This is a genomic window from Vibrio sp. L5-1 (assembly GCF_021728315.1).
GTDB classification, from domain to species: domain Bacteria; phylum Pseudomonadota; class Gammaproteobacteria; order Enterobacterales; family Vibrionaceae; genus Vibrio; species Vibrio splendidus_K.
On sequence record NZ_JAKKCQ010000002.1, the window covers coordinates 194,840 to 219,216 of the forward strand.

Here is a 24,377-nt window from a genome sequence, read left to right on the forward strand (position 1 = left end):
TTTCCTCTAATACAACTTAGTGATTCCGCTTGTTTTTGAGCCTTTACGGATGAGTTCTTCTATCTTTTCAATCAATTCATCTAAGTTAGATACGTCGATGATGTCTTCATTTGGGTCGACAACGCAGTCTTGAAAACCACTTTGTTGAGATGCTCGAAAATCGATACCAATAACACCTATGTATAAGCCTGGTATTTCCTCTCTTGCTTTGTTACACATGCCTCTGTCGACTAACCCTTTGAGGATGCCGTTATTCGGACTCTCCTGCCCATCGCTTAAGATCAGCAGCATCTTGATTTTCTTGTTGTAGACTTGTTGTTCTTCTTGATCGGAACTGTTCGGGTCACCGTCATGAAGCACCTGAGAACCTCTCAAAATACCTTGAAAAGCCGCAGTGCCACCGTCTGCCCACATCGAATTAATCGGATTCAAGTCTGAAAGCTTGTTCGATAGTTGAATGTTAGAAAACTGCGATGAATTGGAAGAACCATGCGCGTTAAATAAACTTGTTCCACTCACACTATAAAAATCAGGCTGTAACCCCGACTTATCAGTAAACATCGTCGATACTGAACTCGGGAAATCAACGTAGTTGTAGACATCGGCAACCAAGTAATTATCTTGATAAATCACATCCTGAATGCGTTTGGCGTACCGTCGATTGTCTGATTTTGGATTGGGACAATATGATTGCCAGTTCGCACAGTTGATCACCTCATTTTGCGAATAGGTACGCCAGTAATCCCAGTTAACATCGTTGTAGGAATAAGGTGATACGTTCGTTTTATAGTTATCTTTATAACTCAACTGGCTTGTCGCCCGAGCTTGATTTCCTGAGACGATCTCCCTAGTTCGAACGTTAAAAGGCACAAAGCCAACTCGATTAAGCAGCTTGTCTCCGGTTGTATCTTCTCCGGGCTCATCACAAACGTATTTCCACTCTCCATCGACGTAGTCCTGCTTAATCGATGTGCAAAGAATTTTGCTAGATATTTCATCAATAGCTGTCTTCAGATCGTCGATTTTTATGTGTCGACTTGAGCCCCATCTGTCGTTCATTGAACCGGAAAAGTCCGACACAAAAACAATATCGATGTTGTTGTCACCAAGATAAACAGGGTACTTCCTCGCTAACGAGCGTCCCGCTAAGTCTTGCTGCTGATCAAACGAAGGGATAAAGCTACTCGCGAACCAAGAGTCGTGCGTCGTCTTGGCATTCACTGTGTATTGGATGTATTCCAGAACCCCAGTGCCCTCGTCTTCCGCTTGGTGAAATCGGTCTGCTGATAGGTTGGTTGATTTGATGTCTCGCACGTAGTTTTCGACATACTTGGTCGCTAACCCACGAGCCTGATCCGGTTGATCTTCAATGGTCACCGCTATGGCTGCTGCCTCTGCTGAATCTCGTAATCGGCTGGTTTCTTGAACATAACGTGTGCCCTCAACCGCCCAAAAGGTCATGCCCATGATTGGAACAAGCAATAAGCCCATCCACACCGCGGCAACCCCTTGCTGTCTTTGGAGACTGAGATGCTGGCGATTGATATGACGGTCGTGCTGCATTTTCATTTCATTATCTCCCAGGCATGATTGAAGAAGAGCCAATCTTAACCGTGGTGCTGGTACCACTGTTGAAGAAGGGCTTGAACCAAGAGCTTTGCTCTTCACAAAGACTGATTCGGTATAATGGATACACAACGCCCTTTTCTACTGGAGCTAGATCCGCATGCGTGAGAATCGAATCGGTTTGGCAATTTAAGCTTCGGTACTTGCTGGTTGAGAATTCGGCGACATTAACTTTATTGATCAATGACTCTATCTTGATCGCCACGTTATCGACTGGTGTATTGAGCATGCGACTTGCCACTTTAGCCATGTCTTCTAACTCTGAATTAGTTACGGGTAGGTTTTGTCCTGCCAGCACGTCGGCATCAAAATAACGAGTACGCTCTTTGATCACATTCACTAAAGCAAAGCTGGATCGATCGAGCTTGGCCAGCACAAGTAGCTGATTGCTCAAGTCTGCCCCAAAGAGGTAAACGCCCCACAACGCGACAAGGATGAACAACAATTCAACGGTAAATGAACCTTGCTGGCGAATCGCGTAAGACACACGTTGTTTACGGCGCATCATTGTCCCACCCCTCGTGTTCTAAGTTCAAAACCATAGTGCTTGAGATATCCCTATCCGCAGCACCGGCCAGTTTAATGACTGGTGTATAACGGTAGGTCACCGTGATCTCGGCTAAGTCATAATTGAAGTTCAAGCCTTGATCAGAATGTCCCCTGTTCGCGATGAAATCGTCATAAGTTTTGAAATACTGACCTGCGATAGAGAACCTTGAGCTATCAATTAAGAAACTCCATAGATTGTCATCATCTTCGATTAACGATTTGAACTTAGTTTCGTACTGCTCGTTGATCCCTTTACCTTCATATATTTTGGTATTCCTGATGGTTTCTCTCAGCGAATACTCGGTCATGTTCACAACGTAGATTTGATAGCTCGATTCGAAGATCGCAAAGGTGGCGAAAAACAGAACAAGCGCACCCAACACAAACTCAATCGCCGTCACGCCCTTCTGCCTGTTAAGACGCTTCATCATTAACTCCTACTTGAGTCAATTCAGCGGCGATGCTCTGGATCTCTTCCGCTGAGAAATCGCCTTTAAGTAACTTTTTGGCTGAGTCGATTTGCTGAGTTTTCATTAGTGCGATAGCTAGGTTCGCTTTAACGATCTTATTCGCTGGGTCTTCTTTTAAAACCGGAGCTAACGTTTCGATCGCCTGTTGGTACTCGCCATTGGCCATTTGAATCATCGCAATGTTGTTCTTAACAACGACATCGTCATAACCGCGTAAACGTGCTCGATTGAGCTCTTGATACGCTTCGTTGAATCTTCCAACTTTGGTGTATGACACGCCGAGTAAGACGTGAATTTGACCGGTGGTGTTCCCCGCATCTACTGACGCCATATAAGCAGCAATGGCACTTTCAACGTCATTTCTTGCATCAAACACTTGCCCTTCTAACTGGTACAAATTGGGATTTTCAAACCCCTCTTTTTGCAAATGTTGAACATAGAAGTCTGCCGACTCGATATCCCCTTTATGGAAATATGCCCATGCCAGCTTTTCTTTCACCTCTGGATCTTCGGAGCCCTGCTCTAGCTCGGATTTGTAATAACTAATCAAGCCGTCATAGTTCTTCACTTTTTCCATGCTAGTCACGTTGCCAAGCTGCAGGTCTTGTGGTGAAGGGGCCGATTGACAGCCCGCCAACACACTCATCGACAACAAAATGAGACAAAAACGTTTTCCAATCACTCGCCGTCTCCCTATATATTCAATGTCATTTGCATGATGCTCGGTGCGAGAATCAAGATAACGATCGGAAACATGATGAAAAGGATCAAAGGAACGCTCATCTTCGCTGAAAGCTTACCTACCTTCTCCTCGACCGTAAGAATTTGGACTTTTCGCATGTCTTCCGCGAGGTCACTTAGCACCTGAGCCACGGATGTGCCGTATTGCAGGTTTTGAATGATGGTCAATACAAAGCTTCGTACTGGAGGCGTTGGAATACGCTCACTCAGATCATTGAGCGCCTTTTCTAAACCGTGTATTTTTGCAGAATCGGATGTGCGCTTAATCTGGTAGCAAAGATCTGAGTCAAATTCAGCCAGTTCTTTCCCTAAATAAACCAGCGCCGCTTCAATCGTCATACCGGTTTGAACACATACCGACATCATATCGAGCAAATACGGCAGTTGAGCTGAGGTTCTACTGATCAACATCTTGCGGCGCATTTGAAGCATTGTATCTGGGACAACAATGACGCCAATCAACGAAAAAATAACCGCGATCAGTTTATTGGTTGAGGTCATATCCCCTAACAGCACCAAGCCTGATACCAACGCTAATACCAACAACTTGGCAGGAAAATAAAATTTTGCCCAATCCGTGTTGTAATAACCCGCCTCAATCATTTTTTGCTCGAGTTCTTGTCGATGTTCTTTACCAAAACGAACAAAAAAGCGATTTACGCGCGAAGGCGCACGAGTCGAATTATCCCCGATATAGAGCGCAACCTTCTTATGTCGTTGCTCTTTACGAATAGAGTCGATAATCAAAAAGAGTAGCGAAAAAAACAACACAATAAGGGAAGCCAATAACATCATGCGCGAACTCCTCTCACTAACAACCAAACAAGAAATAGACCGAACAGTTCACTACCCAATACGTAAAACAATACAAGCCTTCCTTCTGGATCGTAGAGAACAAACTCCACATTATCTGGATTAACGTAGTTAAGAATAAGCATAAAAATCAAAGGGATTGCGGCAACAATTTTGGCAGAGATTCGAGCTTCTGAAGTCATCGCCATTTTCTTTTTCTCTAATGTTCGAGAGTCAACCAAAACCCTAATCAACCGCGCTAACACACCCTTGAGTTGACCGCCTCGCGCAATATTCGCCCTGATCGTCACGGTAAAAAATAGAAACTCTGGGTAGGGGTAGTTTTTGCACGATCGTTTAAGCACCACTTCTGGCGACTCACCCAACTTCAGTCGGTCACCCATTAACTTAAATTCGCGACCAATCGGGTTGTGCATCACATCGCCTACATAACCAATAGCTTGCATTAAGCTGTCACCTGCAGTTACCGCACTCATTAGAATGTTCAGCGCATCAGGAAATGTATTCTCAAATTCTGTACGTCTTCTTGTGACCAGGAATCGATAACCGCAAAGGGTAAACACCATAGATGAACCCAGTACAAACCACGTATTGGTGATTGATAACAACTCAACAACGATGTACCAAGATGCGATGATGCTGCCCGTAATATAGAGCGCGATGTAAAGAGAAGAGCGTGGGCCTAACACCATTAACGTGGGTGAAATGGACTCTTTGAACTTTTGCCAGTTTTGTTTACGTACCAAAGACTTGACGTTAATGGCATTGAAGTTTTCAGCTTCAACTTCTTCAATATTGAAAAACTGATTGACCTTTTTTACCTTTGAATCTCGGATCAAAAGCAGCACAAACGCAAAGAGGATTAACGAAAGCCAAAGCATGCTAGGCCCCCTTAAACGATGCTTTCAGCTCTTCGTAGAGCCCGAAGAATTGCGCTTTTTTCACAAGCTCAGATCGCTGCATAATGCCGTCGGTGACAAATTCGCCTTTAACGGTTTCTCCGTAATGCGCGTCGTCATAACGAAAACGATAAATTTCTTCCATCACCACACTGTCGCCTTCTAGGCCAACGATTTCCGAGATGCTTGTGATCTTACGAGACCCATCACGCAGCCTGTTAACCTGAACAATCATTTGAACGGCACTCACGATCGTTCTTCTAATCGCATCAAGAGGCTGATTCAGGTTCGCCATCATGACCATCGATTCAACACGAGCAATTGCGTCGCGCGGCGTGTTGGCGTGCAACGTAGACATCGACCCATCGTGTCCGGTGTTCATAGCTTGCAGCATTTCGAACGCTTCAGATCCTCGACACTCACCAAGAATGATGCGATCTGGACGCATACGAAGTGCATTGATTACTAACTCACGCTGAGTCACAGCGCCAGTTTGCTCAATACTCGAGGTGCGCGTTTCGAGTCGAACTAGATTGGGTTGTTGCAGACGCAGTTCGGCCGCATCTTCAATGGTGACGATACGTTCATCCTCGGCAATGTATTGAGATAGCGCATTGAGCAGCGTGGTTTTACCTGAGCCTGTACCACCAGAGATCAGTACATTGATGCGACAACGCGAAGCAATCATCAACACTCTCGCCATATCTGGAGACATCGACCCAAAGCCAATTAAATCTTCGAAACCGATGTTCTGCTCTCTGAACTTACGAATGGAGATCGAAGTACCATCCAACGAAATGGGAGGAATTACGATGTTCACACGGCTGCCGTCTTCCAATCTAGCGTCGACTGTCGGCGAAAGTTCATCGACACGTCTTCCGACACGTGAGGCAATACGCTTAGCAATGGCTAATAACTGCTCCTCATTCACAAACGAGACTTCGGACTTTTTCACCTTACCGTGTCGTTCGAAAAAGATGTTGTTGGGCCCGTTCACCATGATGTCGGAAATGGACTGATCTTCGACTAAGGGCTGTAAAGGCCCCAAGCCAAACAGTTCATCAATCAGGCTTTTCACCAAGCCTGACTTCATCATCGAAGTAATCGGTCTTTGGTAGCTATTCGCCAACAAATCAACCGCCGCTTGTATCTGCGATTCAAGGTCTCGACGGCTCATTTTCTGAACCGCTTCTGCATCTAGGGCTTCAAATATCTGGCCACGAAACGCGAGGTATAAGTCTTTGTTAGAACTCATTTAGCACGCACCTTTTTCAACCAAGAGTTCATGCCCTTCTGGTCCATAGGTTGACCATTAATCAGCTTCACCAACTGGTCCATAGAACGACTAATATGACGATCATGCTTATGCCCGCGTTTTCCATCGATAATGATGTGCGCCAGCGCTTTGCAGTAGTCGACTTCTAGATCAACTTCTGCGCCTAGATACTTAATAAGATCAGGCTTTTGTAAAACGTAGGCATTTTCCGGGCGATGGTAGTTCACCACCGTAATAACACGAGTGCGCGACGATAACGAAAGCTGTAAGTTGGAGACTTTTTCAAACAGTCGCTTTGCACTTCTTACTGAAGACACTGATGCGTCTAAAACCAACACAACCACATCAAAGTTTTCTACCAAGAGTTGAGGTTCAACTTTGAAATCCACACCACCAGAAAAGTCTTCGATAATGAAATTGGTGTTGCGTGCTAACAGGTCACACAAGGTTTGGTTGTAATTAAGAACATCGGTTTGGCTCATGTCTCCATCAATCGCCAACAGACGTAGATTCTTGCGAGCGTTGATTAGATAACTCAACGCCCCTTCTTCATCCATTTCATGTAATGGCGCAGTGAACTCGTCAATGGTTCGCGGCTTAAAGTCTTTTAGGCCGAGCAAAACATCAATGTTGGTATCGGCATATTGATGATCGACGAGAATCGTGTCCGAGCCTTGCGTCGATAACAGTGAGCTCAACTCAGTTGTGATAAACGATGCGCCAACGCCACCTTTTGAACCGACAATCGCCACGCGCTTCGCTTTACGTTTTTGACTCACACCAGAAAACGTCTTCAGGTTCTTGCTAACGTGATTTAAGAAGTCAGCAAATTCTTGCTTATTCACCGGCCAGAACACGTAGTAAAACCCCATGTCTTTAAGAGAACGAAGCGTAGAAATGGCATCCTCTTTACCAATCACGACCACCCCTTTGTGTGTGGGTAGTTTGCTGGCAAAGGCTTTAGCGTCTTCAACCACATTGGTCGATTCATTAAGCTCTAGAATCACAATGTGGCTACTTTGTTGTTCTGTCAGCTTGGTCAATCCAGCTTTGGCTTTAACGCATGCAGGATCATTCCACCCTTCAAATCGAAAGACTTCTTGAACAAGATCTAAACACTCTTGAGATTGATAGAACAAAGTACATCCGGCAACACCTGTCGTTCCGGTTTGCACTGGCTTAGCCTTTGTTGTTAATGCTTTGGTCAGGTCAAACATTATTGCTCTCCTACCAATCGAGACTTGTAAGCCACTTGCTTCAAACGCATCGATTCAGCAAAGCAATCTGACTGCCTCAATCGAACGTGAATCTGTGCTGGTGCGCATTCCTGAGTCTTCAAACGCGCTAAGGTCACCTGAACCTTTAAGTCGCTCGGCAACAACTGAGCGTTTCGATACAAGACTCTTTGTGGTGCGATGACATGCGACGGATAGTGATCGAAGATCTCTTGCAACATCTGCTTGCTACGGGTTGATTTGTAATCCACGACATAGGTGGCTTCTTTATCCATTGACTCAATATCTTGAATCAAAGCGTTGATCTGCTTCGTCGTTTCAGCGCGGTTTTTCATCGCAAACTCAAAACTGTGGTGCTCTTTGTACACCAAGGCTTCAGCACCATGACCAACAAAATATTGCTCAGAGGCGCAGCCTAAAAGTGACGTGGTAAATAACGCCATTAATAGTAATTTCTTCATTGAATAAACCCTCCTTGCGACAACAGACGAATCGTTGCATCGGAAGATGTCACCGACTTGCCATCCCACTTAATGTTTAGCCAACGCGCCAAAGTAGACGTCTTCTTGATGTAAGGCAGTTGAATGTCTTTCGGCTTCATTGGCTCTACAAGATTCACCGTGGCAACGATGATCAATTCAGTTCGTTTTCTTTCTGTGGTTGCTTTGCGGAAGGCGGCACCGAGTACTGGAATATCACCAACAAAAGGGATTTTTTGCATTTTTTCCAAATCGGCACTGCTCATCAAGCCACCTAGCACGAAGCTATCACCATCAGCTAACTCTACGGTTGTCATCGCACGTCGTGAAGCCAGTTGCGGAACTTTGATACCTGCCGTTTCTATATAACCTTCAACTTCGCTTACTTCTGGCGCTAATTGCATGCGGATTCTGTCTTGGCTAAGCACTTTCGCGGTGAGATCGAGTTTGATGCCGAACTCTTTGAAGGAAATGTTTACATTGTTACTGGTAGTAACGATAACGGGCACTTCGCCGCCCACAAGGAAACTTGCAGATTCACCGGATAACACGGTTAAGTTAGGTTCAGCCAGAACTTCAGCAATCTGGTCGTTACCTAATGCCGTGATTAACGTACTCAGGTTTGCTGCATCGAACTGGTCGAACACAAACTCGCCAACACTTGAACCGACTGAACTCCAATCAACACCAACGGTTTGTCCAAATGACTCGGTGACTTGAGCCACTGATATTTTGACGTTCACTTGCTGGGTCGTTGCTACTTCAATGCGTTCGATGATCCCTTCCCACGTCATATTGCGGGCAAACACCATACTTTCGGGCTCTTCATAATTTGAGTTGTCGGACTTAAACTCCAGTTTCACCGTTTTGTCCCATTTCTCTGTTTTTTCTCGTCCAAGCAGAGTGGCAACCAAACGATAGATATCGTCACGAGTCGCTTCGGAATCAACAAGACCACTCACGGCGACTTGCTCTCCCACAGACTGAATCTTGACTTTGGCATCAGGGAAATGAAATTTTAGTTGTCGTCTAATATCCGTTAAATCCAAATCAACAATAATGCGATCGGAAAGCAGAACATCACCATCAATGCCGTAGACGATCAGTCGTGATTGCCCAATAGCATTGGCGAACACAACTATCGTGTTGTCGTTGATTATTTTGTAGTCGACGATGTCAGGGTTATTAATAAACACTTGGCCAATCGGACTTTTTAGCTGGATGTGCTGACCATCGTTGAGCGTGATGGAGCGATCGGCGGCAAAAGCGTTTGTTATAGAAAGTAAGCCAATCAGCGGCACTAGAATGGAAGCAAACAGTACTTGCTTGATTCGATGGTGAATCATCATCACAAAGCCTCTCTCGGGTTGTTCTCGTTACCACGTAACTCAGCAATCCCCGTATAGTTATCGATAATATTGCGCACCTCTGCATACTCAGGTTGCGTGTAGGTTTGGCTTCGGTAAATCTCGATGTGCATTGTTCGTTGTGCTAGCGCAAGTTTTGGTAACTCGTCGGGGCTGACTTCGATGACCACCGTAGTCAGCCCATCCTCTTTACTCGGAGCGCGAGCGGTAATTGAGCTATCGCCAGTTGCATCAGTTCCAATGTTGAGTACTTTGACGTTTTTAAGAAACATCGACGCCTTCACCCCTCTAAAGCGCTTCGGCTTATCGATATTTCCAGCTAAGTTATCGTTCGGAGAACTTACAGTTAAGATATCGATGGACGTTCCAGGACGGATGTAATCGTTGATTAGGTTTTTGTCACTGACTTTAAGTGGGTACAACGTCATGCCTTCCGTGACCAAAAGATCTATGTATCCAGGCTGGCCGGGCGTCACTTGATATTCAGGCAGTACAACCTCGCCAGCGTTGAGGCTTCGATTGAGTAAAGTGGAGGGTGCAAAGCTGATTTGAGCGTCTTCTCTAACGCCAAGCTTCAATGCTTGGCTAAGAGGGAGTTGTTGTTTAACGACACCTTGCGCATCGATCGCACTTCCTTTTTCATAAGGTTCCGTGGTCATCCAAACGGCAACATGTTCTTCGTTTTTTTCTTCCACCACTTCAGCGGTCGTTGTCGATTGAGGTTCACTCTTGAACAAATCGACAACGCCTAGCGCGCCAACTATCAGGGCAGCAATGGCAACAAGTAATACCAGTCGAGATCTCATAATGTTCTCATTCTTGGAGGTTTATATATGTGGCGTGTTTTGAGTTAAAATTACCAAGTAGAATCCAACGCTAATCGCTATCCCATATGGAATACCTTGCTGGCCGTTCGACGTTTTTCTTACTAGCCTTTTACTTATCAGCTTGTTGTATACGAGATAAATAACGGCTAGAAATCCACCGGCAAAAGCCGTCATAACAAACGCCCAAAGTAAATCATTGAGAGGTATAGTAAGTGATAGAACCGCGGCATATTTAATATCGCCAGCTCCAATCCAAATCAGGGCGTAAACAATCAACCCTCCCCCTAACACCAGCAGAAAGCTCATAATTTGAATGTCTAACGGTGACAAAAAACATTGTAAAAAGAGCAATATCAACAAGGTGTGATTTTGTATCTTTCGATAGAGAAAATCGGTAGCCGATACATAGACACACACGATTACCAAAATCAGTAAATACACGTCAAAACTCAAAATTAGAAATATCACCTAGATTTATATGGATTAGCGTAAAGTATGTCTTAATTGATGTTCCTAATTAACTGAGCCAGACCAATGGAAAACATAGGTCTGGCACAAATATCTTTCGATATGATCTACATTAGCCAATAAGGCTTGATGTTAGCTGCTTGCAGTGTCAATAGCGGTAGCTACATCTTCAAAAGCACCTTCTAACTTACCAATGAAACCATCAGCGCCTACTGCAGTAGTTACTAATACAGCCATTGCTACTGCAATAAGACCATATTCAATCGCAGTTACACCGCGCTCATCGTTCTTGAATTGTGATAAAGACATGCTTGTTTTGACGTATAGCTTAGTAATCATTATTTGTTCCTATAAGGGCTGTTGAAAATTCGTCGCCATTATAATTAGCGCTACCAATCTATGGAAAATAACCCCTATCGACTTAATCAATAGGCAGGACGAAAAATGATCAAAATAAACACAATAAAAACAAAGGAATTAAAAACAAAACTATAATTAACAATGAGTTACATATAAGATCAACTTCAAAAGACAATATTAAATAAAATTTATAAACTTGAAAAAGTAAGACATTGGTCAATATTTTAACTTATCTAAACTTTATATAAGCTTTGGAACCAATCTAAGAATTAATTTACCCAATTTTATTACTCCTTATAAAACTTGTTGAAATACAATTATCATCACGCTATTGTTCTTCAAATCAACAAACCATAAAAAATATAATTTATTTGTGTCAAAAGGTTAGTCGAATCATGAAACTACATTTCGAAAATATCATTTCGTTCATAGCGGTAGTTGAGGAAGGTTCATTTAGCTCTGCTGCTCGCAAGCTTGGCAAGTCACAATCAACCGTTAGCACGGCTGTTCAAAATCTTGAGTCCGATTTAGGTTTCAATGTATTTAATAGAGAACACTCTAAAGTTTGGCTAACAGAGAAAGGAAAACGACTATTCCAGTTATCTTTACCTGTGGTATCGAAATATCGTAATCTAGTCACGATCGCACAGCAAATGAATATATCTGACCAGATAGTCTATCGGGTAGGCATAGACCCATTAGTGTTTAATAATAATGTAAAGAAAACACTGTTAGCATTTTCAGAAGCATTCCCTAACGTTGATTTACTTGTCGTAACTAAACCCAGTTTCGTGTTAGGTAACTATATAAATGAAGGGAAGATAGATTTAGCCCTAGGTAACCCCTATCACAAGACAAATTACGACTTCAATATAGAGGAGTTATTTCACGTCAACTGTTGGTGGGTGGCTCATGAAGACCTGATAACCTTTAAGTCTCAAGCACCATCACAACGAGTTCTATTAATGGATGGTTGTGAAGAGCTGCTTAACTTGTCAAACATAGCATCGTACAACTTATGGCGACTGGATGACTTAGCAACCATCATCGATCTATGTAAGGCTCAAAAAGGCATCGCTTTTTTACCGGGATTTCTCATAGAGGGAAGTGTAGAAAATAGTAAACTTAAAGTAGTTACAGACCACCCTGATTTTTTTGGTAAGCGAGTTATTGCGTCCCTTTTCTGGCAATTACACTCTGACTTTAGCTTGTTCAACCAATGGATCAAAAAAGAGTTGCAAACTACTGCCAGTTACAAGCAAACATTTGTTGCTGATTTGACTCAATGATACTCTGTTGAAATCTAACAATCACACTCTATTGCACGCTTCAGCTTCGAGTGTGATATTTCAATACGATGACTCATCCTAATATATATCTAAAATAAAACATACGAAATACTAATACCAAGACCGACATGTAATAACCAACATATGCACTGGTATTTTTCCATTATTTAGCCTCACATGTTTTTGTGATTAAATCTAATTAAAAACTAACCTATTAAACGTATTCGATATTTAACCTATGACCTCGTCTGTCACTAAATATCGAAAATAACCGCCTAAACCATACACACAGAAAAATCCACCATAGTAATGACGTTGGATATCAGAATAGCTTTACAACCATTACGTTAGGCTAATTCCAGCTATCCGATTTTTTCACGATAATATCAACAATATCCGCCAGCTCTTTTCCTTTTTTGGTCAGACCGTAATATACCGTCACTGGAACGGTTTCTTCTTGCCTGCGCCAAATGAAACCTTCTTTGCTGAGTAACTTCAGCCGCTCACTAAGTACTTTACTGGACACTAGAGCCAACTGCTTTTGAATTTGTCCAAAACGTATTTCGCTACTCTGACCTAAGATCCAAACTATGTGAGCAGTCCATTTAGTAGAGATCAATGCCAAATATTTATCAGCGCTGCAATAACCTTCAGGTTGCTTACCCTGTTCACTCATATCCACCTCTTAGATTATCCATAGTAACAATTGCATAGTTACCTATAGGTAATTAGTTACTTTTAGGTAGCTAATTTCTTTTAGTAATCAGCCTATCTATTATGGCTTCAACCCAAAACACAAACAAGCAGGTGGTTCCATGAAGATACTTCTATTCGTAGTTTTAAACTTAATAACTTTCTATTCTTACGCATCAACAGATTACAAAAAACCGCAGTCGCCAACAGAACTACATCAACTTTTCGCTGAATACTTTTCAAAACAAGACATAGACGGACTAGGCACTCTGTTCCATCAAGACGCCATATTCGTCCTAGATAATCAGGGTAACCTTGCTAGAGGGCCAAAGGCTATTAAGCCTATATTGAAAAGTTACCTTCAAGGTGACGTTGAAATGCTCACCCATGATGTGTCTATCCATATTAACGGCGACACGGCTCTCATAAGGTCTGATTGGGAGATAGTTGGAGGCCCCAAAGGCACCGCTCTCGAAGTGATGAAGTATATAGATGGAGGTTGGCTATACGTTATTGACAACCCGAATGGATTTTAAGTGGTTATTGCACTTTGGAGCATTGAAGGGCACAGTCCAAAAGCTTAGCAAGCAAGAAATTAAGAAGCCCAAAATTCTAATTATAGGATAGATATGCAAATCACAAACCTTGGGGTTTACAACATATTATGGGATCTGTTGGGACCAAGAAATGGTTAAGAGTCTGATAAAAAAGGAATTACAGACACAAAAAAGCCCACGCTAGGTGGGCTTTTTTGCTTGTTCATAAAGAACGAATTTGGTGCCCGCTACTGGACTCGAACCAGTGACACCTTGCATGTCATGCAAGTACTCTAACCAACTGAGCTAAGCGGGCAATGCTTTGAAACTTAACTAACCGCTTTTCTAAGTGGCTAACGCTTCAGAACGAGATGGATAATAACGAGTGAATGGGTAGCGTGCAAGGATAAATTTGCACAAAACGGTTCGTTTGCTTTTAAAAACAACAATCAGAATGAATTTTAAACACAAAGCAGATCAATGGCTTGAAGTAGATCACATTTCGCCTATAGTTCAATAGCTATATACATCTGCCTGTTTCGTGTCTTACTCCTCTAATAAAGCATTTTAACTCAAGATATTAGTTAGAATCTTCATCCACATCGAATACAACGTTGTAGTTCTCTGTATACGTACAGTTTGGTTGACGGCTACAAGTGAAGAATCGTCGGCCTTTGTAATCGCCTTGGCTGGCCAGTTTGATGATCATCGGGCTGCCGCACTTCTTACAGAATCGAACTTCTTTTGATGGCTCGATTAAATCGATGTGTGCTGCCAGTAACCTCTTCAAACGGCTCACTTGGTAGCTGTGTTTAATAGATGCACCAATCAGTGGCAATCCTGCCGATTTACACACGTGGATCAGTAGCTTTTCTCGATCGGCCTTTCCCTTGTTGAGCTCTTTGCCGTTATCAAGTTCGATGATCACGCGGGGCTCTAACGTTCGCGGGTCGCACACGACAAAATCAAAATAGCTACGTGAGATTTTGTTGTTAGCGATAAACCAATTCTTCTTGTTGTTCGCCTTAGCAGGAACAAGAACGTTCGACATGCTGACCTTGGCAAACACTTCGCCATGGTTACCCACTGCAGATTTAAGTGCGTTATAAAATGTCGCCTGTTGCGTCGACATCAACGACCCTTTTTTCTGATAGGCATGATCTTTGGTGTCGTCATGCTTCACTAGATACTTTTGGATAAAGTAAAAGAACACAACCAGAACAATTACAACGATAAAGATATTAGTCATTTTCCAACACAATCACGTCTGTATAGGGATTAAGAGAGTGGCTAGCGTATGTAGAAAAGCCTCACGTGGCAAGCAAAAGAGCGAGAGTTGCCAACCAGAATCACGACCTTTGAATGCTGTAATCAACAAGAGGTCGCTCATACGCTAGACACACCTCTCCTATTTGATAATCAAATCATCAATTACACTCTAGATTGATTTAGATCAATTTACCTAAATTTGTGATCAACTAGTCTGAAAAACGTTAGGCAAATGTTAATAAGGAAATTGATATGGAACTCAAACAAGACCCAAGATGTTATACGGACGTATGTGTAGACGGTAAATGGTTCCACTATGACCACTGCGGAACTCGAGCTTATATGTTAAAAGGCGGTGCTTCCGCGGTGATTGAACTGGCAAAAGAACCGGCTACAGAGGGCGAACTGGTTGAAATGCTGCAAGGTGCCGCTAAATAACTCATTTAGAAATGTTGATATAGATAAACTCGACATATCGCTAAGTAAACCCCACTTCTCACTCAAATTTTGATATTAGCGATCTCAGAGTGTTCCAGAAGCCATTCTTATCTCACGAAGATCAGAATGGCTTTTTGTTTCCAGATTAGCGATTAACTTTCAGCGATGATAACTTGATTCCTACCCGACTCTTTCGCTTGATATAATGCATCATCCGCGGCTTTGAGGTACTTCTTATAAGTATCTTGATTGAGTTGCTCATGAGCAATACCAATCGACGCTCCTATCGATGTGGTGAGGTCTAAAGAGCCAGAGTGCGTATCAATTGGCGTTTCAGCAATGCCTAAACGAATTGCGTTCAATTGTTGTTCAGGATCGACGGATCCAGATAGCAACAGGACAAATTCTTCACCACCCCAGCGAGCCACTACGTCATTCGGAAGCAAATGTTGTTTAACTCGCCTTGCGACTTCCACTAATACCTCATCACCAACATCATGTCCAAAGGTGTCATTAACGCGCTTAAAGTGGTCAAGATCTAAAATAACTAAACTGATTCCAAACCGTGAAGTATTAAATGGCATTGGCTGAGTTAACAACTGCTCTAGATAGCGTCGGTTGTATAAACCCGTTAGCGCACACGTTGTAGATTGGGTGACCAACGCTTTATTTTTACTTTGGATGCTGCGAAGCCTTATCAACAACAATGCGACACTGATCATCACCATTATTCCCAACGCGACAACAATTCGATTTCGTAACTGCTGCTTATCTAACGTCAGCTCACCAAGCTCTTTTTCTGCGTTAAGCAGTTCATTTTCTTGGGCTAATGATGCCGTGGTGAAATCTTGCTCTAGTAAAAAGATATCGCTCTGACGCTTATCAAACAACAGCGCTTTGTTACCTTTGTAGTAGAGCTTAAAGTAACGAAGTGCGTTTTCGCTGTCGCCTCTCGAATCGTAATATTCAGCAAGTGTTCTTAAACCGAGGACTTTCCAACTGCGAGTACCCACAACGTCGAACATTGCAGACGATCGCTTAAGATCAGCAAAGACAAAATTATCTCGGTTCAAACCGATATTTGCTAAGGCTCTGTTTAAGTAGCACTGACCCAGTTGAAGTGTGTATTTGTCCACTCCCGGATATCTGAGACACAAATTTGCGACCTGCCGTGCTAACTCAAAGTTCTTTTCCGCCAACAACACATCACTCTCTGCTTTCAACAAGATGATTTTGTATCGCTCACTCACATTATCGCCATTGAGCTTAGCCGCACTTTGATACGCCTCTCGGCCTTTAACCAAATCACCACTGCGCAGATAAGCAAAAGACTCATTTACATGCAGCACACCGATGGTAGAAGCTTCGAGTAGTCCACTCTTGTAATAGAGTCTTTTAGCTCTTTTAATCAACTTGAGTGCTTTAGGCCAGTCTTCTAAATAGATATAAAGCAATGCCATATTAGACACTAACTTACTGTTATAGATGTGTTGAGGGTACTTCTTGCCAAGGTCTAAGCCTTTATGGAAAAAATATTGAGCTTCAGGAAAGTCATTGCGGATATTATTGATGACACCAGCCGTGTTATAGGCCTTAATCAACAACTCTTCATAGTGGAGTGATTCCGCGATATCTATCGCTGCTCTGATTTGGATTTCAGATTCCGCTAGCTCGCCCTTACTGATGTATTCGATCGCCAGTTCAACAAGAGATTGGGCCTTTAGCCAACCCATATGTTCGTGTTGTGCGAGTGTTTTAATCTGTCTGACGTATTCTGAAACCGCTTCGGTATCCAGTTTGTGTTGGGCGAGGTTCGACAAAATCATCAATTCGTAGGCACGATAGATGGCTTTATCTTGATGGGGGAACTTAGCTCGCAGAGCCTCTAATTGTTGGGCAGCTAGATTAGGATCACCACGAGACACATCGAGAATATCAATCAATGTAGCTCCGTATTGAGAGAGTAATAACTCTTTCTCTGGACTATAAACACTCGGATTTTCAGGGCGAATGTGCTTTAAATCATCGTCATAAGTTGGATAGAGCAAATACAGCCCCAGCACAACACTCATTAGCACCACTAAAAGGAATGAACCTAACACATTGTTTCTATTCATTTATCAGTGCCATTATTGTTTACATTCCAATTTCATCGACGTTTTTTCAAAGCGGTTAAACATTATACCCGACAGATATACAGATTAAAATCCTGCGCATTGGAGAATCTGAGTTGGCTTTTTCTCATCAATTAGAATAATCAGGCAACTTTCTTGATTTAACTCAGATAATCATCTACCTCATTGGCGTTATAGTAATTTTCCTGTTCCTACCTCCGCGGCTTCTTTAGAACGAGCGGAAGCATAATGAGAATTAACAATGACCCAAATTAATGAACAACGTCTTGTAGAACATTTCTGCAATCTAGTGAAAATTGATAGTGAATCTCGTAATGAAAAAGCGATTGCTGAAGCGTTGGCTGAACAACTTGGTGAACTAGGCTTTGAAGTTCACAAACTGGCTGTCCCTGAAGAAGTGTCTAACGGTTTCAATATCTACGCTCGTCTAGATGGTACCCTTCCAGGTAGCACAGTGTTCAGCTGCCACATGGACACAGTAACGCCAGGTATCGGCATTGAGCCAATCATCGAAGACGGTATCATCCGTTCAAAAGGCAACACCATTCTAGGCGGCGACGATAAATCAGGCATCGCAGCTATTATGGAAGCGGTTCGTTGCATCAAAGCCGAAGGTCAAGAACACAAAACTATCGAGATTGCGTTTACTGTCTTCGAAGAAGGCGGTCTATTCGGTTCCTTGAACTTTGATATGTCTTACATTCAATCTGAGCACGCTATCGTTCTAGATACAGGCGGTCCAATTGGCACCATCGTAAATGCAGCTCCAGGTCAGCAAAAGATTGTTGCTAAAATCAAAGGCCGCCCAGCTCACGCTGGTTTAGCGCCAGAAGAAGGCATCAGCGCAATTCAAGTTGCTGCAGACGCTATCACTAAGATGAACCTACTTCGTATCGATGAAGAAACGACGGCAAACGTGGGTATTGTTGAAGGCGGTCAAGCGACCAACATCGTAATGCCAGAGCTTAAAGTCGTGGCTGAAGCGCGTTCTCTAAACGGCGAAAAGCTAACGGCTCAAGTTGAGCACATGATCTCGACATTCCAAGAGAGTGCAAAACAGTTCGGCGCTGAAGTAGAAATCGAATCTACTCGTGCTTACGATGCATTCGTGATTGCAGACGATCACCCGCATATTCTTTCTATCAAATCAGCGTTTGAGAAGCTTGGCGTAACCGCAAATACTAAACGCACTGGCGGCGGTAGCGATGCGAACAACTTCAACGCGAAAGGTCTAACAACGGTTAACCTTTCTACTGGTATGGCGAAAGTTCACACCACTGAAGAGTACATTGCAGTGAAAGATATGGTCGCTATCACTGAGTTTGTTGTAGCTTACGTAACACAATAATCTAATCCATTAGTTAGGTAGTCACTTCTATCTAGCACTATGAAAAAAAGCCGAGCCCACATACGACGTGTGACTCGGCTTTTTATTGTCTGCGTTTAGCCTAAAGCTAACGTCCACCAGAAATTTCGTCTAAAAACCCCTACGCTTCCAGAATTGGCCTTCGTCTTTTGCAACAAGGTCGAATGTCTTATCGGCAATGATGTTGCCTTTTAGCTCCACGGTCATGCGCCACTTACCTAACTTGTTCGAGACTGGCGCCCAGATGGTGTCACCTAAGTAGAAATCCCAGTCGTTGTTACCGACATGCTCTTCACCATCGAACGGTTCGAGCACTTCACCCTTCTCTGTGGTGATATCCGGGTGATAGATGCAGTAGCGGATCTTTTCACCTTTGGCTTTCTTAATATTCAAGATATAGCCAAACTCCACATCGATTTCGGCATCAACGGTAGTAGTAAACTCTTGGATTTTTGGAAGGTCTTTAGATTTAGAATCCCACGTTGTGTAGATCCCGTAAGATGTCATATCGACCACAACAGAGCGCTTTGCCATTTCAATCGTTACCTTGGGGTTGTTCTATTAATTTAATTCTATTTGCCATTCAGCCAAGCTGGATAAGCACGAGGCTATTCTTGCCAATCTTTTGCCATGCGCTTAATCACAGACGGTTCGATGTCGTGAATGCTGCCATATTGCTCTCGGCATACTTCGATGAACAAGTCAGCTTTGTATTTTCTTGCCAGTTGACGGTAAGCCTTCATTTCCCAATGCTTAATAAAGGTATTCGAAACAACCACATCAAGCCCTTGCTTTAAGCCGTTTTCAGCCGTGTTTTGGCACCACTCATGAGCTTGTTGCAGCTGCCTAGGGTCAAAATGGTACTCACCTTGCTCATTCACGTAATACATATCCGCTTCGACATGCAATGCATCGTAGGTTTTTGCTTTTGTTGATTTGCCAGAACCGGGCAACCCTCGGATGAGTATTAACTTCATCTGTCACTTTACAGGCTAATTCGAAAACATGAGTTTATCGTAAATGCTAGCCGCTTGCTCTGATAACTGCCTAGTTCTACATAACAGAACCAAGCACTTATGTCTTACTCGGGTAGTCGTAAAACATTATAAGACGCCCTCGACGTCGGAAGATGGCTTCTGATAGAAAACACAAATAATTTACATCTATCCATTTTGCATATCGACAAGCGTACCAAACTACTATAGATTTAGATGTATAGACGTCTACATATCTAGCTTAGGGAGAAAGCTTTGCCTATTCGCATTCCAGACCAATTGCCAGCATCTGATGTTCTTCGTGAAGAAAACATCTTCGTGATGCCGTTATCAAGAGCATCGACGCAGGAAATTCGTCCACTTCGAGTCTTGATCCTCAACCTAATGCCGAAGAAGATTGAAACTGAAACTCAATTCTTACGCCTACTATCAAACAGTCCATTGCAAGTGGATGTAGAGCTGCTGCGTATTGATGACCGACCAAGCAAAAACACACAGACTGAACACCTTGATAACTTCTACCGCCAATTTGAAATGGTCAAAGGGAGAAACTTTGATGGATTGATCATCACTGGTGCACCGCTTGGCTTGGTTCAATTTGAAGATGTGATTTACTGGGACCACCTAAAAACCATCATGGAATGGGCAAACAAGCATGTGACCTCAACCTTGTATGTGTGTTGGGCCGCTCAGGCTGGTTTGAAATTACTGTATGATTTACCAAAGCGCACTCGCAAAGAGAAGCTTTCTGGTGTTTATAATCACGAGATTCATCACCCTTACCACCCGCTTCTACGTGGCTTTGACGATACCTTCTTAGCACCGCATTCTCGCTATGCAGATTTCTCTCAGGAATACTTAGCCGAGCATACCGACCTTGATGTTCTTGCGACTTCTGATGTGGCTGGCGTATATCTGGCGGCAACCAAAGATAAGCGAAACGTGTTTGTAACGGGTCATCCTGAATACGATGCGCATACATTGCACGGTGAGTACGTTCGTGATTTAGGCGAAGGTATGGAACCCGTGATTCCAATCAACTACTACCCGAACAACAATCCAGATAATAAGCCTGTCGCAAGTTGGCGTAGTCATGGGCACTTGCTATTCTCGAACTGGTTGAACTACTGCGTTTACCAACAAACGCCTTACGATTTGGATCACTTCAGCGAAGACAACTTTACCAAAGACGATTAAGTTCTTTCTTCCGATTCACAATCACATAAAGCCGTGTTCAGTAGGTTGTTGATAAAACACCAAATTGGACACGGTTTTTTTATGGTGTTTGAGTCGCATTCCATAATAGATTTACCACTTCAATGGGTTTGATTTCATATGATGGGTTGGTGTTCATAAGGAGCTTCACATGCCCGCCAAGCCGTTATTATCTAAACCTATTTCGTTATCCCGCCCCCTTTCGTTATCGAGCCTGATACTACTCGCCTCTCTTTCGTTGGTCGGTTGTGTTTCTGTCACTGAAGGACCGCCAAAGATCGAAAGCGACCCTATTGCGATGTCTGAATCTCGTATTGAATTAGGTTTGGGTTATATGGGACAAGGGAATATGGTGAGAGCACGTGAGAACCTAGAACTCGCCATCAAACACGCACCTAGCTACTATCGAGCTCGCCTTTCCATTGCGCACTATTACGAACAAGTTGGGGAAGTTGACGAAGCAAGAGACGCCTATAAGAAAGCGCTGAGGTTAGACGCAAGAAACGGCAATGTATTGAACAACTACGGTACATTCTTGTGTAAACAGGGCGAATACGAGCAAGCCGATAAATACTTTAACCGTGCCATCGACCAACCCTATTATTATCTCGTCTCTGCAAGTTATGAAAATGCCGCATTCTGCGCGTTTAAGGCCGGAGAGGTCGAGCAAGCAAAATACTACTTCTCTCGTGCGATTGACCACGACCCAAATCGAGCTAGATCCGTACTACAGCTTTCTAAAATTGAAGTCAGTGAGGCCGAATACAATGACGCTAGGCTCCGCTTATTCAAATTCCACCAACGTTATGGCTATCAAATTCCATCGCTTCAAATCTTGGTCGAACTCGAAAAGAAAGCGGGTAACCGTGCACTTCAACAGAAATACCAAAGTAAATTAGACGAACTGCTCTCCGTTTAAGGCTAACTAAGCTTAGAGTCGATGCGATAGATATAAAAAACGGGTTTGTTGCGTTAACAACAAGCCCGTTCGTAATATCAACTTAATATCTTAACTAAGTACAGTCTGTTATTTAAGCGCAATCCACTCTTGTCTTTGTTCGTCGTCCATAAAGGTCCATGCGATAAAGCGACTCACCTTCTGGCCTTGTGACATCTCAACCACTTTTACTTGTTTAGCTCTAAGCTTGCCAAGCTCTGAACGAACCATATCAACGTTGTCTTTCTTTGAGATCAATGTCGTAAACCACAATACTTGAGTAGCAAAAAGCTGGCTCTCTCTCGCCATCTTCATGATGAAAGCTGCTTCACCACCCGGACACCAAAGTTCAGACTTTTGGCCACCAAAGTTTAAGGTTGGTTTCTCTTGCTTAGTTGATTTGTCTAACTTAACTGGCTTCTTGTTCGTTTCTGGCTTGAACGACTGACCGGCTTTCTTAGCACGGTTTGCCGCTAGGTTATCCAGTTTACGTTGTGATCCCTTTTCCGCCTCTTCTAGAGAGCTATGGAATGGAGGGTTACAAATTGTGACATCGTAACGTTCATTATCCTTAATCACGCCCTTAAAGATAGATTCTGAGTCGGCTTGCAGGCGAGCTCGAATCTTACCTTTTAGATTAGGGTTACTTGCCGCAATGAAGTTCGCTGTTTTGATGGATACTGAATCGACATCAGTACCTGTCCAGCGCCACTTATACTCTGTCGCACCAATGATTGGGTAAATACAGTTTGCACCAACACCAATATCTAGTGCTTTCACAGAAGCATGATTATAAGGTTCACCTTGGCCATCACTATTAAGGATATCTGCCACTCTGTGAATGTAGTCTGCACGGCCAGGAATTGGCGGGCACAAGTAGCCAGCAGGAATATCCCAATGCTTAACGCCATAGTGATGCGCCAGTAAAGCCTTGTTAAGTAGCTTAACGGCTAATGGATCAGAGAAATTAATGGTGTCTTCGCCCACCGGGTTCTTGATCAGGTGTTCTTTTAGCTCAGGCAATGCTGCAACCAATAACTCGAAGTTATAGCGACCTGTATGTTGGTTTCTTGGGTGCAATCCACCTTGGGGCTTTTCAGTCGAGCGTCTTTTCTGGGCTGCGTTTTTGTTAAAAGCAGTTTTATTGAAAGAACCCTTATTCGATGATCCTTTATTCGCACCCGGTTTACCTTTGCTATCTTTTGCAAAAGGTCGCTTTGCTTTGTTGTTGTCAGCACCTTTGGGAGCACTGTTTTTGCGGTCTGATGTGTTCTTTGTAGAAATACGCTTGTCGCTGCTTGGCTTGCCGGCATTTGGCTTAATATCACCGTGCTTACGGTTACCTTGATCAGCTTGGTTGTCTTTTGTTTTTGTTGATGAGGTACTGTTTTTCGACAGGCTTAGCGTAGTTCTATTTTGTGATTGGCTCATTGGGCTACTTCTTTAAGTCTAAATACATCATGAATAAACGGGCATCTAACTCAAGTTGATGATATTCCGGCTCCATGTGACAGCATAGTTGGTAAAAGGCTTTGTCGTGTTCTTTCTCTTTGATGTGCGCCAGTTCATGCACCACCAGCATTCTCAGCAAAGGTTCTGGTGCATTTCGAAAAACACTCGCGATACGAATTTCATTCTTCGACTTTATCTTTCCACCATGATTCTTTGCCACATAAGTGTGAAGACCTAGTGCATTATTGATCAGGTGGATCTTTCCGTCGTAAATCACTTTGCTAATCGGCGGTGTTTTCTTCATATAGCGATTTTTTATCTCAATCGCATAGTCAAACAAGGCTTTCTCGCTTTTTATCTCGTGATTATCTGGATAGCGAGCTTCAAACCACGGCACTAACTTACCCGACTCAACTAACTGAGTCACAGGGTCGAGAATGTGCTTCGGGTAGCCTTGAATATAGCGTAAAGAAGGATGCATGCTGAAAGACCGTACAAGTTACACCACGACAATATGTTGTGGTCTTGAAAATTGAGCCGCATAGTGTAACTGATCACACTTTTCTAATCACCTAGGATTCGTTACACTTTAGCGAGATTCACCAAGAGCTACACTCAAAAAGAGATTGTAAAAATGAAACGTGTTGTATTGTACGTCGCAGACAAATGCCCGCACTGTAAAGATGCACAACGCTATTTGGATTCGAAGAAAATTGAATATCGCCTAACGAATGCAAAAATGCAGCGTGGCCGTAAAGAATTACAGGCGATGGGTGCTCGCTCTATCCCTGTGCTGAAAATCGGTGACCAAGTGATGGTCGGCTGGAATCAGAAAAACTTCGATAAGATGTATAACTCAAAGAACACCTAACGTGTTTTGAGCCAGTCATACTTCTATACAACAAAGCCCGAATATCCAATCGAGGATGTTCGGGCTTTGTT

At 43.2% G+C, this 24,377-nt stretch carries 27 protein-coding genes and 1 tRNA gene; 7 read left to right on the forward strand and 21 right to left on the reverse strand.

Going from position 1 to position 24,377, the window contains the following annotated elements; all coding sequences use genetic code 11:
* Positions 1-6: 6 nt before the first annotated feature.
* The 13 genes from L3V35_RS07565 to L3V35_RS07625 all read right to left on the reverse strand — a co-directional run bounded on the left by L3V35_RS07565 (position 7) and on the right by L3V35_RS07625 (position 11,089).
* Complete coding sequence (locus L3V35_RS07565; protein ID WP_237299902.1) at positions 7-1,563, reverse strand: TadE/TadG family type IV pilus assembly protein; 1,557 nt, start codon at positions 1,561-1,563, stop codon at positions 7-9.
* A gap of 10 nt (positions 1,564-1,573) precedes the next feature.
* Complete coding sequence (gene tadF, locus L3V35_RS07570) at positions 1,574-2,131, reverse strand: tight adherence pilus pseudopilin TadF (protein ID WP_237299903.1); 558 nt, start codon at positions 2,129-2,131, stop codon at positions 1,574-1,576.
* Positions 2,121-2,603, reverse strand: coding sequence for a TadE family protein (locus tag L3V35_RS07575; RefSeq protein WP_237299905.1), 483 nt, complete (start codon positions 2,601-2,603; stop codon positions 2,121-2,123). The genes tadF and L3V35_RS07575 overlap by 11 nt, the downstream gene beginning before the upstream one ends.
* A complete protein-coding gene (locus L3V35_RS07580; protein ID WP_237299907.1) occupies positions 2,590-3,291 on the reverse strand; it encodes a tetratricopeptide repeat protein in 702 nt (233 codons plus the stop codon). Before L3V35_RS07580 ends, L3V35_RS07575 begins: the two co-directional genes overlap by 14 nt.
* Before the next feature lie 47 nt (positions 3,292-3,338).
* Positions 3,339-4,181 carry a type II secretion system F family protein gene (locus L3V35_RS07585; protein ID WP_237299150.1) on the reverse strand — a complete coding sequence of 281 codons (843 nt, stop codon included), beginning with the start codon at positions 4,179-4,181 and terminating at the stop codon, positions 3,339-3,341.
* A complete protein-coding gene (locus tag L3V35_RS07590; protein WP_237299152.1) occupies positions 4,178-5,080 on the reverse strand; it encodes a type II secretion system F family protein in 903 nt (300 codons plus the stop codon). The genes L3V35_RS07585 and L3V35_RS07590 overlap by 4 nt, the downstream gene beginning before the upstream one ends.
* A 1-nt stretch (position 5,081) precedes the next feature.
* Entirely contained in the window at positions 5,082-6,353 is a 1,272-nt protein-coding gene (locus tag L3V35_RS07595) for a CpaF family protein (protein ID WP_017075057.1), read from the reverse strand.
* Entirely contained in the window at positions 6,350-7,591 is a 1,242-nt protein-coding gene (locus tag L3V35_RS07600; protein ID WP_237299154.1) for a chromosome partitioning protein ParA, read from the reverse strand. The genes L3V35_RS07595 and L3V35_RS07600 overlap by 4 nt, the downstream gene beginning before the upstream one ends.
* The gene (locus L3V35_RS07605; protein ID WP_171317491.1) at positions 7,591-8,070 is read right to left on the reverse strand and encodes a hypothetical protein; all 480 of its coding nucleotides are present in this window, start codon (positions 8,068-8,070) and stop codon (positions 7,591-7,593) included. The genes L3V35_RS07600 and L3V35_RS07605 overlap by 1 nt, the downstream gene beginning before the upstream one ends.
* Positions 8,067-9,437 carry a pilus assembly protein N-terminal domain-containing protein gene (locus L3V35_RS07610; protein ID WP_065605290.1) on the reverse strand — a complete coding sequence of 457 codons (1,371 nt, stop codon included), beginning with the start codon at positions 9,435-9,437 and terminating at the stop codon, positions 8,067-8,069. Before L3V35_RS07610 ends, L3V35_RS07605 begins: the two co-directional genes overlap by 4 nt.
* Positions 9,437-10,261: a Flp pilus assembly protein CpaB gene (gene cpaB, locus L3V35_RS07615; RefSeq protein WP_171317493.1), complete on the reverse strand. Its 825-nt coding sequence runs from the start codon at positions 10,259-10,261 to the stop codon at positions 9,437-9,439. Before cpaB ends, L3V35_RS07610 begins: the two co-directional genes overlap by 1 nt.
* A 21-nt stretch (positions 10,262-10,282) precedes the next feature.
* A complete protein-coding gene (locus tag L3V35_RS07620) occupies positions 10,283-10,723 on the reverse strand; it encodes a prepilin peptidase (protein ID WP_004733955.1) in 441 nt (146 codons plus the stop codon).
* 159 nt (positions 10,724-10,882) lie between these two features.
* A complete protein-coding gene (locus tag L3V35_RS07625; RefSeq protein ID WP_237299155.1) occupies positions 10,883-11,089 on the reverse strand; it encodes a Flp family type IVb pilin in 207 nt (68 codons plus the stop codon).
* Positions 11,090-11,505: 416 nt separating this feature from the next.
* Between L3V35_RS07625 and L3V35_RS07630 the strand changes: the two genes are divergently transcribed.
* Positions 11,506-12,399 (forward strand): LysR family transcriptional regulator, encoded by an 894-nt coding sequence (locus tag L3V35_RS07630; protein ID WP_237299157.1) that lies wholly within the window; start codon positions 11,506-11,508, stop codon positions 12,397-12,399.
* A 352-nt stretch (positions 12,400-12,751) separates the two neighbouring features.
* Here L3V35_RS07630 and L3V35_RS07635 read toward each other — a convergent pair whose 3' ends face one another.
* Positions 12,752-13,075, reverse strand: a complete 324-nt coding sequence (locus L3V35_RS07635) for a helix-turn-helix domain-containing protein (protein ID WP_054546414.1) — start codon at positions 13,073-13,075, stop codon at positions 12,752-12,754.
* 139 nt (positions 13,076-13,214) lie between these two features.
* Between L3V35_RS07635 and L3V35_RS07640 the strand changes: the two genes are divergently transcribed.
* Positions 13,215-13,628: a nuclear transport factor 2 family protein gene (locus L3V35_RS07640; RefSeq protein WP_102442757.1), complete on the forward strand. Its 414-nt coding sequence runs from the start codon at positions 13,215-13,217 to the stop codon at positions 13,626-13,628.
* Positions 13,629-13,867: 239 nt separating this feature from the next.
* On the opposite strand, the gene L3V35_RS07645 is transcribed toward L3V35_RS07640, so the two are convergent.
* A tRNA-Val gene (locus tag L3V35_RS07645) sits at positions 13,868-13,944 on the reverse strand.
* A gap of 264 nt (positions 13,945-14,208) precedes the next feature.
* Positions 14,209-14,877 carry a DUF2726 domain-containing protein gene (locus L3V35_RS07650; protein WP_237299159.1) on the reverse strand — a complete coding sequence of 223 codons (669 nt, stop codon included), beginning with the start codon at positions 14,875-14,877 and terminating at the stop codon, positions 14,209-14,211.
* Positions 14,878-15,149: 272 nt separating this feature from the next.
* Here L3V35_RS07650 and L3V35_RS07655 point away from each other — a divergent pair, with 272 nt between their 5' ends.
* Entirely contained in the window at positions 15,150-15,335 is a 186-nt protein-coding gene (locus tag L3V35_RS07655) for a hypothetical protein (protein ID WP_017089278.1), read from the forward strand.
* A gap of 152 nt (positions 15,336-15,487) precedes the next feature.
* On the opposite strand, the gene L3V35_RS07660 is transcribed toward L3V35_RS07655, so the two are convergent.
* Positions 15,488-17,452: a GGDEF domain-containing protein gene (locus L3V35_RS07660; protein WP_237299160.1), complete on the reverse strand. Its 1,965-nt coding sequence runs from the start codon at positions 17,450-17,452 to the stop codon at positions 15,488-15,490.
* 259 nt (positions 17,453-17,711) lie between these two features.
* Here L3V35_RS07660 and L3V35_RS07665 point away from each other — a divergent pair, with 259 nt between their 5' ends.
* Positions 17,712-18,818: a M20/M25/M40 family metallo-hydrolase gene (locus L3V35_RS07665; RefSeq protein ID WP_237299162.1), complete on the forward strand. Its 1,107-nt coding sequence runs from the start codon at positions 17,712-17,714 to the stop codon at positions 18,816-18,818.
* Between the two features lie 129 nt (positions 18,819-18,947).
* Here L3V35_RS07665 and L3V35_RS07670 read toward each other — a convergent pair whose 3' ends face one another.
* Positions 18,948-19,370: a DUF3859 domain-containing protein gene (locus L3V35_RS07670; protein ID WP_237299164.1), complete on the reverse strand. Its 423-nt coding sequence runs from the start codon at positions 19,368-19,370 to the stop codon at positions 18,948-18,950.
* A gap of 74 nt (positions 19,371-19,444) precedes the next feature.
* Positions 19,445-19,813 carry an ATP-binding protein gene (locus L3V35_RS07675; protein ID WP_237299165.1) on the reverse strand — a complete coding sequence of 123 codons (369 nt, stop codon included), beginning with the start codon at positions 19,811-19,813 and terminating at the stop codon, positions 19,445-19,447.
* A 273-nt stretch (positions 19,814-20,086) separates the two neighbouring features.
* Here L3V35_RS07675 and metA point away from each other — a divergent pair, with 273 nt between their 5' ends.
* Positions 20,087-21,028 carry a homoserine O-succinyltransferase gene (gene metA / locus L3V35_RS07680; RefSeq protein ID WP_237299167.1) on the forward strand — a complete coding sequence of 314 codons (942 nt, stop codon included), beginning with the start codon at positions 20,087-20,089 and terminating at the stop codon, positions 21,026-21,028.
* A gap of 169 nt (positions 21,029-21,197) precedes the next feature.
* Positions 21,198-21,965, forward strand: coding sequence for a type IV pilus biogenesis/stability protein PilW (gene pilW / locus L3V35_RS07685; protein ID WP_017089281.1), 768 nt, complete (start codon positions 21,198-21,200; stop codon positions 21,963-21,965).
* Positions 21,966-22,073: 108 nt separating this feature from the next.
* Here pilW and rlmF read toward each other — a convergent pair whose 3' ends face one another.
* Together rlmF and L3V35_RS07695 are read right to left on the reverse strand one after the other, a co-directional pair.
* Positions 22,074-23,414: a 23S rRNA (adenine(1618)-N(6))-methyltransferase RlmF gene (gene rlmF / locus L3V35_RS07690; protein WP_237299169.1), complete on the reverse strand. Its 1,341-nt coding sequence runs from the start codon at positions 23,412-23,414 to the stop codon at positions 22,074-22,076.
* 4 nt (positions 23,415-23,418) lie between these two features.
* Positions 23,419-23,916, reverse strand: a complete 498-nt coding sequence (locus L3V35_RS07695) for a M48 family metallopeptidase (RefSeq protein WP_237299171.1) — start codon at positions 23,914-23,916, stop codon at positions 23,419-23,421.
* Between the two features lie 153 nt (positions 23,917-24,069).
* Between L3V35_RS07695 and L3V35_RS07700 the strand changes: the two genes are divergently transcribed.
* Complete coding sequence (locus L3V35_RS07700) at positions 24,070-24,306, forward strand: glutaredoxin family protein (protein ID WP_004734934.1); 237 nt, start codon at positions 24,070-24,072, stop codon at positions 24,304-24,306.
* Positions 24,307-24,377: the final 71 nt, after the last annotated feature.

Excerpts from the sequence above, each read along its gene's own strand:
- cpaB (WP_171317493.1), bottom strand. The coding sequence starts at position 10,261 with ATGAGATCTCGACTGGTATTACTTGTTGCCATTGCTGCCCTGATAGTT.
- L3V35_RS07605 (WP_171317491.1), bottom strand. The coding sequence starts at position 8,070 with ATGAAGAAATTACTATTAATGGCGTTATTTACCACGTCACTTTTAGGC.
- L3V35_RS07590 (WP_237299152.1), bottom strand. The coding sequence starts at position 5,080 with ATGCTTTGGCTTTCGTTAATCCTCTTTGCGTTTGTGCTGCTTTTGATC.
- tadF (WP_237299903.1), bottom strand. The coding sequence starts at position 2,131 with ATGCGCCGTAAACAACGTGTGTCTTACGCGATTCGCCAGCAAGGTTCA.
- L3V35_RS07565 (WP_237299902.1), bottom strand. The coding sequence starts at position 1,563 with ATGCAGCACGACCGTCATATCAATCGCCAGCATCTCAGTCTCCAAAGA.
- L3V35_RS07665 (WP_237299162.1), top strand. The coding sequence starts at position 17,712 with ATGACCCAAATTAATGAACAACGTCTTGTAGAACATTTCTGCAATCTA.
- L3V35_RS07600 (WP_237299154.1), bottom strand. The coding sequence starts at position 7,591 with ATGTTTGACCTGACCAAAGCATTAACAACAAAGGCTAAGCCAGTGCAA.
- L3V35_RS07575 (WP_237299905.1), bottom strand. The coding sequence starts at position 2,603 with ATGAAGCGTCTTAACAGGCAGAAGGGCGTGACGGCGATTGAGTTTGTG.
- rlmF (WP_237299169.1), bottom strand. The coding sequence starts at position 23,414 with ATGAGCCAATCACAAAATAGAACTACGCTAAGCCTGTCGAAAAACAGT.
- L3V35_RS07635 (WP_054546414.1), bottom strand. The coding sequence starts at position 13,075 with ATGAGTGAACAGGGTAAGCAACCTGAAGGTTATTGCAGCGCTGATAAA.
- L3V35_RS07660 (WP_237299160.1), bottom strand. The coding sequence starts at position 17,452 with ATGAATAGAAACAATGTGTTAGGTTCATTCCTTTTAGTGGTGCTAATG.
- L3V35_RS07625 (WP_237299155.1), bottom strand. The coding sequence starts at position 11,089 with ATGATTACTAAGCTATACGTCAAAACAAGCATGTCTTTATCACAATTC.
- L3V35_RS07700 (WP_004734934.1), top strand. The coding sequence starts at position 24,070 with ATGAAACGTGTTGTATTGTACGTCGCAGACAAATGCCCGCACTGTAAA.
- L3V35_RS07630 (WP_237299157.1), top strand. The coding sequence starts at position 11,506 with ATGAAACTACATTTCGAAAATATCATTTCGTTCATAGCGGTAGTTGAG.
- L3V35_RS07595 (WP_017075057.1), bottom strand. The coding sequence starts at position 6,353 with ATGAGTTCTAACAAAGACTTATACCTCGCGTTTCGTGGCCAGATATTT.
- L3V35_RS07655 (WP_017089278.1), top strand. The coding sequence starts at position 15,150 with ATGGAACTCAAACAAGACCCAAGATGTTATACGGACGTATGTGTAGAC.
- L3V35_RS07640 (WP_102442757.1), top strand. The coding sequence starts at position 13,215 with ATGAAGATACTTCTATTCGTAGTTTTAAACTTAATAACTTTCTATTCT.
- L3V35_RS07610 (WP_065605290.1), bottom strand. The coding sequence starts at position 9,437 with ATGATGATTCACCATCGAATCAAGCAAGTACTGTTTGCTTCCATTCTA.
- L3V35_RS07650 (WP_237299159.1), bottom strand. The coding sequence starts at position 14,877 with ATGACTAATATCTTTATCGTTGTAATTGTTCTGGTTGTGTTCTTTTAC.
- L3V35_RS07580 (WP_237299907.1), bottom strand. The coding sequence starts at position 3,291 with ATGAGTGTGTTGGCGGGCTGTCAATCGGCCCCTTCACCACAAGACCTG.
- L3V35_RS07585 (WP_237299150.1), bottom strand. The coding sequence starts at position 4,181 with ATGATGTTATTGGCTTCCCTTATTGTGTTGTTTTTTTCGCTACTCTTT.
- L3V35_RS07695 (WP_237299171.1), bottom strand. The coding sequence starts at position 23,916 with ATGCATCCTTCTTTACGCTATATTCAAGGCTACCCGAAGCACATTCTC.
- L3V35_RS07670 (WP_237299164.1), bottom strand. The coding sequence starts at position 19,370 with ATGGCAAAGCGCTCTGTTGTGGTCGATATGACATCTTACGGGATCTAC.
- pilW (WP_017089281.1), top strand. The coding sequence starts at position 21,198 with ATGCCCGCCAAGCCGTTATTATCTAAACCTATTTCGTTATCCCGCCCC.
- L3V35_RS07675 (WP_237299165.1), bottom strand. The coding sequence starts at position 19,813 with ATGAAGTTAATACTCATCCGAGGGTTGCCCGGTTCTGGCAAATCAACA.